Source organism: Streptomyces sp. NPDC056738 (assembly GCF_042790435.1).
Lineage (GTDB): Bacteria > Actinomycetota > Actinomycetes > Streptomycetales > Streptomycetaceae > Streptomyces.
Genome location: NZ_JBHTZF010000026.1, coordinates 23,032 through 35,412, shown reverse-complemented (window position 1 = coordinate 35,412; position 12,381 = coordinate 23,032). Strand labels below are relative to the sequence as shown.

Here is a 12,381-nt window from a genome sequence, read left to right as displayed (position 1 = left end):
CGATTCTAGATCCATGTGCGCCTGCTGCGTCACTCGCGTGTTCGAATTTTAGTTCGATAACGTGGGGTGGAGGAGGTGAGTGTCGTGAAGACAGAGATCGGGGCGCGGAGGGTGGCGAGCGTGATGCATGTGCGCTGCCCGGACCGGCTGGGGGAGGACCTCTACCGGCAGGTTCTCGAACAGATGGCGGAGCTGTCGCCGGTCGTCCAGGCGCTGCCCCCGACCGCGGCCCTCGTGGAGCTGAAGGGGGCGCTGCGCTACCACGGTGTGGACGCTGCCCGGCTGGGAGCGGTGCTGCGGGTGCGGACCATCTCACGCCTCGGCGTGGACATCCGGGTCGGGATCGGCCCGTCCATCACCGTCGCGGCCACCGCCTCCGGCCAGATCGCCGGGCCCGGAGGTGTCCTCGCCGTGGCCCTTGGCGAGGTTGCGCAGTGGCTCGGACCGCTGCCGGTCGAGACCCTCCACGGCATCGGCCCCCGGCAGACCCAAATCTTGCGCGACTACGGCGTCCACTGCATCGGCCTGCTCGCGACCCTCCCGCCTGCCACCGTTCAGCGGCTGTTGGGAGGCAGGGCCGGACGGCAGGCCGCCGACCGGGCCCGCGGCATCGACCCCCGCCCCGTCACCCCGCGCGCCCTGCCCGCCACCGCGAGCGTCCATCGCACCTTCCCCCGCACACCCTGGACGGCGCTACCGTCCGCGCCGCCCTCCTCGACACAGTCGTCACCCTCGCCCTCCAACTGCGCCGACGCGACCAGGCCGCCCGCGGGTTGACCCTGGCCCTGCACTTCGCCAGCGGCACCCGCTGGGACAAGACCCGCCGGCTCGCCGAAGCCTCCGCGCACGACGACGACCTGCGCACAACGGCCTACCGACTCATCGACGCAGCCGGCCTGCAACGCGGCAGGATCACTGGCATCACCCTGAAAGCCGAAGACCTCATCGACGCCGGCCAGGTCGCCGAACAGATCAGCCTCGACCACGCGCGCGAAGCCCGCCTGGCCGCCGAGGAAGTCAGCGACCGCATCCGCGCCAAATTCGGCCCCGACGCCGTCCGCCCCGCCACCACCCTGCTCCGCGTCTCCTGACCTCCCGCCCCTCCAGGAAGGCAGCACCGATCCGGCTGCAGGACCCCAGCGGGTACCTGATGGGGCACGGCGGCTGTCCTCGACAGGGCGGCACACGATCCAGGCAAGGCCTGCTGCCCGACGGGCTGCGGTCCCTGGCGACACGATGTCGGCGGTCAGGCGGTACGTATCCACTCGCAGCCCGCAGGATCGGGCGCCGCTCTTCCAGGTGCCCGACGTACACCCACCGGAGACGCTCGCGCCGAGCTGGAATGTCGCCCCGACCGACGACGTGTGGGCTGTCCTCGGACGCGCACCCCGCGGCCAGGACGACACCAGCCCGGTGGAGCGGGAGCTCCGGCTGCTGCGCTGGGGTCTGGTCCCGTTCTGGGCGAAGGACGTGGGGGCCGGGGCCCGGGTGATCAACGCGCGGGTCGAGACGGTGCACGAAAAGCCCGCGTTCCGCCGTGCGTTCACCCGACACGGCTGCCTGCTGCCCGCCGATGGCTTCTACGAATGGGAGCAGGCAAAGACCCCAGGCGCGGGCAAAGTACGCACGCAAGCAGTCGGCCCGAGGGCATCGATGATCCGGTCCGCCGGGCCGCGACCCACCCGCGCGGCCGCACGAAGCGGGGCCCTGCGCTGCTGCAGGAGCCTGGGCAACATCCCCGCCCCTCCCTGACCGCGGGTCGGACGTCCCCGGCCGGATGCCCTTCGGCACTCTGTACCGCCTTTCCCCGCTCCCAGCCCTGCCTGGCGATGACATGGCGGGGCGGCGGCCGCCATCCGCGGGGCGGCCGACCAAGATCGGAGAACCGCCGCCGGCAGGACTGGCACGCTGGGGAGTGTCGTATGGGGCGCGCGGGCGCGGGTAGCCGGGTTCCACCGACTTGGCGCCGCCCTGGCGTCGACCCAAGCACGAGAGAGGTATCAGCGTGTCCGCTTCCCTGGTGGAGACCGTCGACATCCAGGCCCCTGTGTCCGTTGCCTGGGATCTGTGGAGCGATGTGACCCGGTGGCCGTCCTTCCTGAGCCACGTCCGTCTGGTGGAGCCCCTGGGCGACCGCCGGTTCGCCTGGCAGCTGTCCTTGCCGGGCGCGGACAAGAACTTCATCGCTGAACTGACCGAAGTAATCCCCGGGGAGCGGATCGCCTGGCACACCACCCAGGGCGTCCACCACGCGGGTGTCGTGACGTTCCACCATCTGAGCGACGCCTCAAGCCGGGTCGCACTCCAGATCGAGTACGACCCGAAGGGATTCGTCGAGCACCTCGGCGCACTCACCAACCTCGACTCGACCCTGGCCAATTACGACCTCGGCGAATTCCAGAAGCTCGCCGAAACCGCGGCCGCTACGTGATGTCTCCGGCGCCCGCGGACATCGACGCGCCCCGGAGGTACTCGAGGGTGCAGCCCTTCAAGGTGCTCGTCAGTGAGGCTGTGGTGACCACCGCTCCGGCGGCCGTCTAATAATCGCTTCGCGTATCGAAGTCGGCTGGCGGGCGGCGGGCTCTCCCGTAGCAAGCAGATGGCGGGCGACGGGAAATGGATGTGCCCGGGCCCGTGAGTGTCGAGGAGGGCGCCGATTGCCAGGCGACGGACTCTGTGGGCAAATGGGAGTATCTCTGTCGTTCTGGGACCGGAGGCGCGGCCATAGCACAGCCTCTGGTGGCACGCGGCCCATGACTGCACGGCTGCCTTCCGCCCGCCTCGTGGTCGACGAGCGGGCCACCGTCGTGCAGTGGAGCCCAGAGGCTGAGCAGCTTCTTGGCTACTCCGAGAAGGAGGCGCTGGGCAGGCCCGTCTCCCTGTTCCTGGACCAGGAACAGGGAGACGGGCCTGCCGGCGAGCAGATCGCGGCGCGGCACCGGTCCGGCCGACGGGTGATGGTCCGCGCAACGGTCGACACCATGGCCCAGCCTGGTGAGCCCCTGCACTGGGTGGTGCGGTTGAGCACGGTGTCGGACACCGTCCAGGACGAGATCGACACTGCACTGTTGCGGGCGCTGCTGACCGACTCTCCGCTGGGCGTCCAAGTCGTCGACGGGGATCTGCGCCTGCTGCGCCTGAACCTCTCCGGCGTGGGCGTCCGCGGTGCTGTGGGGCACGAGGCCATCGGCCGGCATGTCCGCGACATCGCTCCAGGCCTGGTAGACGAAACGGTCGAGGCGAAGCTGCGCCATACGATCGAGAGCGGTCAGCCCCTGAGCTTTTTGCACAGGGGTCGCCCTCCCTCCGATCCCACCCACGACCACGTTTACTCCGTGACCCTGCTACCGCTGAGGGATTCGGCCGGCCGCATTGTCGGGGCTCTCGTGGCTTCCCAGGACGTGACCGAAAGGGAACAGGCCCGGGCCCGCCTAGACCTCATGGTGGAAGCAGGCGCCCGGATCGGCACCACCCTCGAGGTCCGCACCACGGCGCAGGAACTGGGCGCCGCCGCGGTTCCGGCCGTCGCGGACATCGTCACGGTCGACGTCCTGGACGGCGTCCTTTACGGCGAGGCGTACACACCCGGGCCTGTGGGCGAGCAGACCCGACTGCGCCGCGTGGCCTTCCACACCGCCCGGGACCTCGGGGCCCGAGCGGCCTACGACACCGGAGAACTGGTCGAATACCTGCTCCCCGCCCACATCGCCGCCCTGACCGAACTGCACCCCATCCTGGTGCCGCACCTTCGACACGGCGAAACACCCGCCGACGACCGCCGCACAGCGCGCATCCACGCCGATGGCGCCCACTCCCTGCTGGCCGTCCCGCTCACCGCCCGCGGTGTACTCCTCGGCCTGGCCAGCTTCTACCGGGCCCAAGCGCCCGATCCCTACGACGAGGGCGACCTGGTCCTGGCCTCCGAACTCTGCGCCCGAGCGGCCGTGTGCCTGGACAACGCGCGTCAGTACACCCGTGAGCACAACGCGGCCCAGGCCCTGCAGCGCACCCTCCTGCCGCGCTCCGCGCCGTCGCAGAGCGCCGTGGAGGTGGCCTGGCGGCATGAATCGACGCAGAGCCCGGGTGACTGGTTCGACGTCATTCCCCTCTCCGGCGCGCGAGTCGCGCTGGTCGTGGGCCGTATGGCCGGCGAAGGGATCGACGCGGTCGCCGCGATGGGGCAACTGTGCACGGCCACCAACACACTTGCCGCACAGGACCTCGCGCCCGACGAACTCCTCGGCCGACTGCACGACATGGTCACCGGACGCAGCGACGAGACAGCCGACGATCCTCGTGCGGCATCCGCCAGGAACCACATGCAAGGAGCCTCCTGTCTGTACGCGGTCTACGACCCCGTCTCACGCCGCTGCACGCTCGCCCGAGCCGGTCACCCGGCGGCGGTGGTCGTCGACCCGCAGGGCAGGCCCGAGATCTGCGACATCCCCGAGGGCCCTTTGCTGGGCACAAGCCATCCGCCGTACCGGAGCGTGGACATGCAACTGCCGGAGGGGACCAGCCTGGGACTGTTCAACACCGCTCCGGCACCGGCCAAGAGCGCTGGTCCATCGCCCGCTGCCCAGATCCTGTGCCAGATTCTGAGCAGCGATCCCCGTCGCGATCTGTCGGACAGCTGCGAGGCGTTCATCCGCGCCGGCAAACCCGCCGACGGCGGCTCCCTCGTGCTGCTGGCCCGCACGCGGGTGCTTTCCGCGGACCGGGTGGCGACCTGGACCCTTCCCCCGGACCCGGCCGTCGTCGCCGAGGCACGGGCCATGAGCCTGCAACAACTCGCCGACTGGGGCCTAGGAGACCTGGACTTCTCCACCGAACTGATCGTCAGCGAACTCGTCACCAACGCCATCCGCTACGGAGCCGGGCCCGTCGGCCTCCGCCTGATCCGCGACCGCGGGCTGATCTGCGAAGTCAGCGACAGCAGCAGCACCGCTCCTCATCTGCGATACGCCTATGAGACCGACGAAGGCGGCCGTGGCCTCTTCCTGGTCGCTCAGATCGCCCACCGCTGGGGCACCCGCTACTCCGCCCGGGGAAAAACCATCTGGGCCGAACAGGTCATTGCCGACCCAGTCACGACCAGGCCGGACGCGATGTCTACGAGCCAGCTCGAACCGGCGAAGGAACCGCACGAAGACACGAGCCCGCCGCTTCCCGCTGGACGGTCCCCCGCCAGGCGATCGGGTAAGACCCCGGAGACGCAGGGGAGTGGGCGAACGGCGCGCCTGCAACCGAGAGGATTTCGTACCCGCACGAGACCCTTGCCGAAGCCGTAGGCGGCGTCCACGGTCACCCAGCCGAACGGGTTCTTCTCGGCGATGGCCCGGCAGATCATCGCCTGGGCAGCAGATCCTGGGCGAGTTGCAGATCGAAGCGGATGCCACAGATCCCGACGGGGCACTGGCCGAAGTCAAGCTGAGGGAAGACTCCTCGCCTTAGCGGCCCACACGGATCCGGCGGTGTTCCCCACCGTGCAGGTGGGGAACACCGCCGGATCCTTCGGCTGGGACGGCTAGTCGGTGGCGAGCATGCCTTCGCGGAGCTTGGCGAGGGTGCGGTTGAGGAGTCGGGAGACGTGCATCTGGGAGACGCCGAGGTGTTCGCCGATCTGGGCCTGGGTGAGTTCGTCGACGAACCGCATGTGGATGATGCGGCGTTCACGTTCGTCGAGCTGGGCGATCAGAGGGGCGAGAGCGTTGAAGTCCTCGACGAGTTCGAGGGCCGTGTCGTCCACGCCGATGAAGTCCGCGAGAGCGGTCTCACCGTCTTCGCTGGAGGTGATGGCGGCGTCGAGAGATGCCGAGGTGTAGCCGTTCGCGGCCTTTCGAGCCTCGATGACGTCCCTCTCCGACAGGGACATCAGCTCCGACAGCTCCCGCGTCGTGGGCATGCGTGCGGCCGAGCCGGCTGCGGAGTTCCTCGGTGGCCTTGGCGAGCGCCACGCGTGCCTCCTGCAGGCGGCGCGGGACGTGTACGGCCCAGGTGGTGTCGCGGAAGAAGCGCTTGATCTCGCCGACGATGTAGGGGACGGCGAAGGAGGTGAACTCGACCTCCCGGGTGAGCTCGAACCGGTCGGTTGATCGTCTGGCTATGGTTTCTCTCGTAGTCGAGATCGGAAAGGCCCGGCAGACACGAACTGCCGGGCGGTAGTACCGGTAGTTGCAGTTGGCAGGGCGGTGCGGTGGTGGAGTTCCGAAGCCAGGGTTGTCGCAGGTCGGCGACGGGGCTGACGGCCGGACCGGGTGGCCCGCAGTGATCAGGGGCCGCCGTGAGCAGGACCGCAGTTGAAGTACTGGCAGGTGCAGTTCGCAGGACCCAGCAGTGAAGGTGTGTGAGTGGTACCTCGGTGAAGGCGTCGGCTGCGGGCGCGCGCACCGGGAGGTTCGGCAGTGGGGTTCCAAGCCAGAGCAGATGCACGACGGGCCACGGGGCCGGCTGCCGAAGGGTGACGCTTCCTCAGGTCACCACGGAACACGCAGTAGAGCAGTGCCAGCATGACGCAGTCCCCCTTTGGTAATTGTTGGTCAAGAGGGAAAGAACGGAGGAGCGAGGCGCCATCAGGATCGCCCGGGCGGAATGGCTGAGCCCGGGTACCGCAGGACATCGATAGTGAGGTGGTCCCCGGTCGAACAACCGCGATCCCCGCGCCCCCGACAGCAATCCTGGTCGGGTCCGCGGAAACAGTAGGCCGGTTCAGCATCAGGGCCGGCGGATGGTGTAGCAGTTCCTTCGGGGCCCTGGCACACATGGTGCCAGGGCCCCTCCACGCGTTCCACGAGAGAGGTGCAATGACAGCAGACGACTCGTACGGCCGGCTCGACGACGACGACTACCCCGCCTACACGATGGGTCGGGCCGCCGAGATACTCGGCACCACCCAGGGCTTCCTCCGCGCGATCGGCGAAGCCCGCCTGATCACCCCGCTGCGCTCCGCGGGCGGCCACCGCCGCTACTCCCGCTACCAGCTGCGCATCGCGGCCCGCGCCCGCGAACTCGTCGACCGGGGCACTCCGATCGAGGCCGCGTGCCGCATCGTCATCCTCGAGGACCAACTCGAAGAAGCGCAGCGCATCAACGCCGAATACCGCCGCGCGGCATCAGCCGACCCGCCCACCGCGGGCTGACCCGGTACACCGGCAGCTCGGTCTCCGACGGCGGTGAGGTTGACACACTTTTCTGGGCTTTGTTGCAAGTTTGAGCCTCTAGCTTTCGGCGTGTCAGGGGCGTGCCCAGATGAACGGCTGCCAGATGCAGGGCGAGAAGACCGCGAATGGGAGGGCGCCCACGATGAGAGCAGCATGCACTGACCGCGGTTGCCCCCTAGCCGGTCCGAGCGCAGTCCTACTGGGACTGCAGCACCGTGTTCCACAGCGAGCCGACCATCAATCACGCCGAGCGGGCTCACTGTCGGGGGAGGTAGTAGAAGTCAGCACCGTGCTGCAGGCCACGTGCCGGTCCCGTTCTCAGGTCGGAATCCAGTCAGAGCCGTAGAGTTGCGCCACCGAAGTGCCTTTCAGTGGCAGGGAAAAGCAGACGGATGAATGACCAGGCGTGGCCTTCCGAGAGACGGGTGAAGTTCTCCACGAACGCTCTTCTCATGTGGAGCCTGTCCTGTGCCACGCCGATGGAGCGAGGTGGCTCCCGTGTTCCAGGGCACCCCGATCTACAGCTGCGGTGCCCGGCCGAGGGCCTCATCAGCCCGCGACTGACGCGGACAGGTGTGCCCTGTACGCGCCGCGTCACTTACAGTGCCCCGCCCTGGTGGAGCCAGGCGAGGGTCCGCTCGACGACCCACCGTGTCCTGTCCAGTCCGGATCCGTGCGGGGTACCGCGGCGGGCGATCTTCGGTGTGATGCCGCGGGCTCGAAGCAACCGACGGTAGGTGTCGTAGTCGTAGCCGCGGTCGGCGAACAGACGGCGGGGCCGGTGACGTGGCTGTCCACGGACCTCGCCGAGCGGGGTATCGCGTCCAGCAGAGGCATGAGTTGGGTGACATCGTGACGATTTCCGCTGGTCAGCGAGACGACTACGGGGCAGGCGGCAGGGCGGAGTCCGGCTGGATCGAGTTGAAATCGCCCCCGTAGACCGTCCGATAGCCGGCCGGAGTGGAGTGTACGAATGGACGATGTCCTGCAGCAGCTCGGCTTGTGCCTTGCGCTTCACCCCGTCCGGGTCATCCTCCGCGCTGCGCCAGGGCACCGCTGAGGCCGAGCAAGTCCTGCGCCGCTTCACCCGCGGCGGGCCGAAGCATTCCACGTATCGGGCGATCGAGGAACTGGGGCCGGGGGGCGGTGCGTACGGCGTTCATCTGCGACTATCTCGCGGACGCCGACCTGCGCCGGAGATCAACGACGGGCTCCAGGCCGTGGAGAACTGGAACAGCGCCAACTACGACTTGCTCTATGGCAAGGACGGCGACCTGACCGGCTCCGATAAGGAGTCCCAGGAGATGTCCATGCTCGCGCTGCACCTGCTCCAGTCCATGCTGGTGCACGTCAACACCCTGCTCCTCCAGGGCATGCTGAGCGAGGCGAAGTGGCAGAAGCGGCTCACCGACGCCGACCCGTTGTTCTGGACGCACGTGAACCCCTACGGCCGGTTCGAGCTGGACATGAACTCCTACCTCGTCCTCGCCGCGGCGGCGGCCACGCTGCCGGGCCCCGCACTTCGCCCGAGGCGGAAGCCGCACGGTCGGCGGCGGCCGGTGCGGCCGGGTCGGCAGCCTGAAGACCTCAGGCCCGGCGCCGCCGACGGGCGGCTGGATCGTCGACTCGTGCGACGGGGCTGTGAGGGTGTCGAGCCGGGCGGCGAGATCGGGGTGGGCGGCGGCCAGGTGGGGGCGGGCGGCGGCCAGGGGGCCGATGAGGTCGGCGGGATCAGCGTGGGCGAGGGCCGCGTGCAGTTCGCCGAGCGGGCGGCGGCGGGCAGGTCGGTGAGCGAGGTGATCTGGCCGGCGAGGCGGCGCAGGTCGGCCGCGTTGCGGCGGGCCCAGGCGGCGGCGGTGCGGTCGGCGGCCCGGGCCCGGCGGGTGGCCGTCACGCGCTGCTCGCCAGTGGTCCCGGCCGGGCCGGGGCGGCCGCGCAGGTAACGGCGCTCGGCGGCCTGGCGGCTGGCGACGCCGAGAGGCTGGGCGAGGTCTGCCCAGCTGGCACCCGCGTCGCGGGCGGTCTCGATCAGGCCGGTTTCCCATCCGGCCAGTTGCTCGCGGACCTGCCGCAGCAGCAGCAGGGAGGCTAGGGCCTGCTCCGGGCCAGGGCCGACCTCGGTGCCGTGAGGGGTCTTGTGCTGGGCGGCGCGCAGGGCGTCGTCTATGGCATCAAGGGCCGCCGCGGCAGCGAGGAACGACGCCGGACTGTGGGCGTCGGTGCTGGGCGAGGACGGCTGGTCGGCCGGGGTCACGGGTACCTCCCTCGAGTTGTCATCAGGTAGACGACACCGTGTTTGTCATCCATTAGATGACATGTTACAACGGTGTCAGTGCAGCGCATTGGCAACCACTGCCCTGAACCTGCTGGAGGTGTTTCACGATGTTGATGCGCACTGACCCCTTCCGTGAGCTGGACCGGCTGGCGCAGCAACTGATGGGCCCGGGCACGTGGTCGAAGCCGTCGGCGATGCCGATGGACGCCTACCGCGAGGGTGACGAGTACGTGGTGGCCTTCGACCTGCCCGGTGTCACCGCGGACGCGATCGACATCGACGTCGAGCGGAACATGCTGACCGTCAAGGCCGAGCGGCGGCCGATGGCGAAAGCCGACGACGTGCAGATGGAACTGTCCGAACGGCCGCTGGGCGCCTTCTCCCGCCAGATCGTGCTCGCCGACACCCTCGACACTGAGCACATCCAGGCCGACTACGACGCTGGCGTGCTCACCCTGCGCATCCCGATCGCCGAGCGCGCCAAGCCCCGCAAGATCTCCATCGGCGTCGGATCCGGCCACAAGGAGATCGCCGGCTGACACCGGCCGGCGAAGGTGCGGAGGACGGGACACCTGATCTCCCCCTCACCCCGCCCTCCGCACCCCTGCGGGCAGTTTTGAAGAAGAGAAGAAGGGGTGGCGGTCGAGATGACCCTGCGACGCGAAGCGTTCCTCGCTAGTGTGAAGGAGCGCGGCGAGTACGGCACCGAGGAGGAAGCCGAGCGCGCGGCCCGCGTGGTGCTCGTCCTGCTCGGCGCACATTTGGTCGGCGAGGTCCGCGCCCAGCTCGCAGCACGCCTGCCGGACGAGTTCGCCCTGATCCTCCTCAACCCGCTCCAGAGCGCCGAACCGCTGCCGACGGAGCGGTTCGTGCGGGCGACCGCGGCCTGGATCGAGGGCGCCACCGAGCAGACCGCCACCTGGGACGTCAGCGCTGTGCTGTCCACGGTCGCCGACACCGCCGGCGAGGACCTGCTGGGACAGATCCTGCTTCAGCTCCCCATCGGCTACGACCTGCTCTTCGGACGCCCCCAGCCCACCTGACCACCCGTGCCGACACCAACACCGTCCCACCCTGCTTGACGAAAGGCATGCACTGCAGTGATCACCGACGTGCGCGTACCGCTTGAGCACCGGCAGCCGTACTCCACGGCGTATGAGCAGATGCTGGAGAAGGTCCGCTACGAAGGCGCCTACCCCACCCGTGAGAAGGCCGACGAAGCCGTCCGCCTGGTCCTTTCGGGGCTGGGCCGCCAGCTGACCGGCGACGAACGCGTCGACCTCGCCGCCTGTCTGCCCCTGGAAGCCGCACGTGTGCTGACCGCACAGATCCCCTACACTCAGCCGCTGACCGGCTGGGCCTTCGTCAAGGACCTCGCCGCCCGCACCGGCGCCTCCCAGGCCACCACCCGCTGGGATACCGGATCCGTCTTCTCCGCCGTCGCCGCCCACGCCGGCCCCGACCTCATCACCCGCATCCTGGGCCGGCTCCCCACCGGCTACGCCCTGCTGTTCGGCCGCGCCGAACTCACCCCCGCCGCATAGCCGGCGACGTGCGGGGCGGACGCGAGCGCCGCGGCACTGTCCGCCCCGCGCCTCGGGGCTCCTCAGCCGGGGGTTTCAGGCCTCGGGGCGGAAGGCGGACCGCCAGGAGGGCGATGTCGTCGTTACCGCCATGGACCAGGCCGGCGAGGAGCTCGTCGCAGAAGACCTCCAGCGGTTCGCGGGTCAGGGCTGCGGCATGCTGACGCAGCCGGGCGAGACCGCGGTCGAGGTCTTCGCCAGAGCGTTCGAACAGGCCGTCGGTGTAGAGCAGCAAGGTGGAATCTGGCGCCAGCGTGTGTGTGCTGCTGGGCCGGGGTGTGTCGGGTTCGATGCCGAGCAGGACGCTGTGGCCGGAGCTTAGGTAGCGCGTATCACCGTCGTGCGACACCAGCAGAGGCGGTGGATGGCCGGCGTTGGCGAATGTCAGCTGCCAGCTGTCGTGCGGGCCGGGTTCGAGATGGGCGTAGATACAGGTCGCAGTGTGCCCGCCGTAAAGAGTGTGGCTGATCACGTCCAGGCGTCGCAGAATGTCGCCCGGTGGTTCGAGCCGGTCGCAGACCAGCGCGCGCAACATGTTGCGCATCTGTCCCATGATGACCGCCGCGGACAGATCATGGCCGGTGACATCGCCGATGATCAGTGCAGCAGCGCCGTCCGGAAGCGCGAAGCAGTCGTACCAGTCCCCGCCTACCTCCACCGCTGTGCGGGCCGGCACATACCGAGCAGCGACACTCAGCGGGGCCACATCCAACAGCGTCGGCAGCAGGGACCGCTGCAAATGCTCGGCGGTGCTCTGGACCGAGGCGTGCAGGCGGCTGTTGTCCACTGCCAGGGCCGTGCGGTGCGCCAGATCCTCCACCAGAGCCAGATCATTCTCGGTGAGCGTGAAGGCATCCCCGCTCCTGGCCAAGGTCAAGGCCCCGAGCGTCTGCCGCCGCGCCCTCAGCGGCGCGATCACCGCCGAGCGGGCACCCAGCTCAGAGAACAACGCTCCCTGCGCCGCATGCAAGGCACTGCCGTCTTCCATCGAGGCCATCACCCCGTGATCGACCACCAGCGGCCCCGCCCCCCTCAACACACGCGCCAGCGGGTCGGACGACGCCTCCAAAACGGGCGGGAGCGGTCCCTCCAGATGAGAGGCGGGCAGCCGCTCCCAGTGCGCCACCACCACCCGATGGGCGAGCCCGTGCTCATCGAGCAGATCCGCCGCACACCAGTCCGCCAACTGCGGCAGCAGCACCTGGCACAACCGCCTCAGGGCTACCGCACCGTCCAGGGTGCTCGAGAGCGCATCGGTAGCCTCCGCGAGCAGCGCAAGCCGCTGCAGCGCCGCTTGCAACACCGCATCGACGTCGTCCCCGCCACCGACCGCGCCCTCGCTCGCCATCCACCGATCATCACA

General features: G+C 69.3%; 9 protein-coding genes and 5 pseudogenes. 10 read left to right on the top strand and 4 right to left on the bottom strand.

All coding sequences use genetic code 11. The features are described from left to right. Positions 1 to 84 precede the first annotated feature (84 nt). The 5 genes and pseudogenes from ACFRIC_RS39880 (at position 85) to ACFRIC_RS39860 (ending at position 5,291) form a co-directional block, all read left to right on the top strand. Positions 85 to 777 carry a hypothetical protein gene (locus tag ACFRIC_RS39880; protein WP_382796810.1) on the top strand — a complete coding sequence of 231 codons (693 nt, stop codon included), beginning with the start codon at positions 85 to 87 and terminating at the stop codon, positions 775 to 777. After that, complete coding sequence (locus ACFRIC_RS39875; protein ID WP_382796796.1) at positions 684 to 1,091, top strand: hypothetical protein; 408 nt, start codon at positions 684 to 686, stop codon at positions 1,089 to 1,091. The genes ACFRIC_RS39880 and ACFRIC_RS39875 overlap by 94 nt, the downstream gene beginning before the upstream one ends. A 145-nt stretch (positions 1,092 to 1,236) precedes the next feature. Then, positions 1,237 to 1,632, top strand: a pseudogene (locus ACFRIC_RS39870) (SOS response-associated peptidase family protein); the annotation flags it as partial. Between the two features lie 373 nt (positions 1,633 to 2,005). After that, positions 2,006 to 2,431 (top strand): SRPBCC family protein, encoded by a 426-nt coding sequence (locus ACFRIC_RS39865; RefSeq protein ID WP_382796700.1) that lies wholly within the window; start codon positions 2,006 to 2,008, stop codon positions 2,429 to 2,431. Between the two features lie 253 nt (positions 2,432 to 2,684). Continuing rightward, positions 2,685 to 5,291 carry a SpoIIE family protein phosphatase gene (locus ACFRIC_RS39860; protein WP_382796794.1) on the top strand — a complete coding sequence of 869 codons (2,607 nt, stop codon included), beginning with the start codon at positions 2,685 to 2,687 and terminating at the stop codon, positions 5,289 to 5,291. Positions 5,292 to 5,527: 236 nt separating this feature from the next. Here ACFRIC_RS39860 and ACFRIC_RS39855 read toward each other — a convergent pair. Further along, positions 5,528 to 6,098 (bottom strand): annotated as a pseudogene (locus ACFRIC_RS39855) (sigma-70 family RNA polymerase sigma factor); the annotation flags it as partial. Positions 6,099 to 6,803: 705 nt separating this feature from the next. On the opposite strand from ACFRIC_RS39855, the gene ACFRIC_RS39850 reads away from it, so the two are divergent. Then, the gene (locus tag ACFRIC_RS39850) at positions 6,804 to 7,139 is read left to right on the top strand and encodes a MerR family transcriptional regulator (RefSeq protein WP_382796699.1); all 336 of its coding nucleotides are present in this window, start codon (positions 6,804 to 6,806) and stop codon (positions 7,137 to 7,139) included. A gap of 637 nt (positions 7,140 to 7,776) precedes the next feature. Here ACFRIC_RS39850 and ACFRIC_RS39845 read toward each other — a convergent pair. Then, positions 7,777 to 8,048 (bottom strand): annotated as a pseudogene (locus ACFRIC_RS39845) (transposase); the annotation flags it as partial. A gap of 92 nt (positions 8,049 to 8,140) precedes the next feature. On the opposite strand from ACFRIC_RS39845, the pseudogene ACFRIC_RS39840 reads away from it, so the two are divergent. Next, positions 8,141 to 8,605 (top strand): annotated as a pseudogene (locus ACFRIC_RS39840) (Tn3 family transposase); the annotation flags it as partial. A 189-nt stretch (positions 8,606 to 8,794) separates the two neighbouring features. Here the strand turns inward: ACFRIC_RS39840 and ACFRIC_RS39835 are convergent. Then, positions 8,795 to 9,414, bottom strand: a pseudogene (locus tag ACFRIC_RS39835) (type III effector protein); the annotation flags it as partial. Positions 9,415 to 9,542: 128 nt separating this feature from the next. Between ACFRIC_RS39835 and ACFRIC_RS39830 the strand changes: the two are divergent. The 3 genes from ACFRIC_RS39830 (at position 9,543) to ACFRIC_RS39820 (ending at position 10,979) form a co-directional block, all read left to right on the top strand. Beyond that, positions 9,543 to 9,974, top strand: coding sequence for an Hsp20/alpha crystallin family protein (locus ACFRIC_RS39830; protein ID WP_382796697.1), 432 nt, complete (start codon positions 9,543 to 9,545; stop codon positions 9,972 to 9,974). 108 nt (positions 9,975 to 10,082) lie between these two features. Continuing rightward, positions 10,083 to 10,478 carry a DUF2267 domain-containing protein gene (locus ACFRIC_RS39825; protein WP_382796696.1) on the top strand — a complete coding sequence of 132 codons (396 nt, stop codon included), beginning with the start codon at positions 10,083 to 10,085 and terminating at the stop codon, positions 10,476 to 10,478. A gap of 57 nt (positions 10,479 to 10,535) precedes the next feature. After that, positions 10,536 to 10,979, top strand: a complete 444-nt coding sequence (locus ACFRIC_RS39820) for a DUF2267 domain-containing protein (protein WP_382796695.1) — start codon at positions 10,536 to 10,538, stop codon at positions 10,977 to 10,979. On the opposite strand, the gene ACFRIC_RS39815 is transcribed toward ACFRIC_RS39820, so the two are convergent. Continuing rightward, positions 10,963 to 12,366, bottom strand: coding sequence for a PP2C family protein-serine/threonine phosphatase (locus ACFRIC_RS39815; protein WP_382796694.1), 1,404 nt, complete (start codon positions 12,364 to 12,366; stop codon positions 10,963 to 10,965). The genes ACFRIC_RS39820 and ACFRIC_RS39815 overlap by 17 nt on opposite strands. Between the last annotated feature and the right edge of the window lie 15 nt (positions 12,367 to 12,381).

Bases quoted from the DNA above. Each gene is read 5' to 3' on its own strand.
- ACFRIC_RS39815 (WP_382796694.1), bottom strand. From the start codon at position 12,366: ATGGCGAGCGAGGGCGCGGTCGGTGGCGGGGACGACGTCGATGCGGTG.
- ACFRIC_RS39825 (WP_382796696.1), top strand. From the start codon at position 10,083: ATGACCCTGCGACGCGAAGCGTTCCTCGCTAGTGTGAAGGAGCGCGGC.
- ACFRIC_RS39830 (WP_382796697.1), top strand. From the start codon at position 9,543: ATGTTGATGCGCACTGACCCCTTCCGTGAGCTGGACCGGCTGGCGCAG.
- ACFRIC_RS39850 (WP_382796699.1), top strand. From the start codon at position 6,804: ATGACAGCAGACGACTCGTACGGCCGGCTCGACGACGACGACTACCCC.
- ACFRIC_RS39860 (WP_382796794.1), top strand. From the start codon at position 2,685: ATGGGAGTATCTCTGTCGTTCTGGGACCGGAGGCGCGGCCATAGCACA.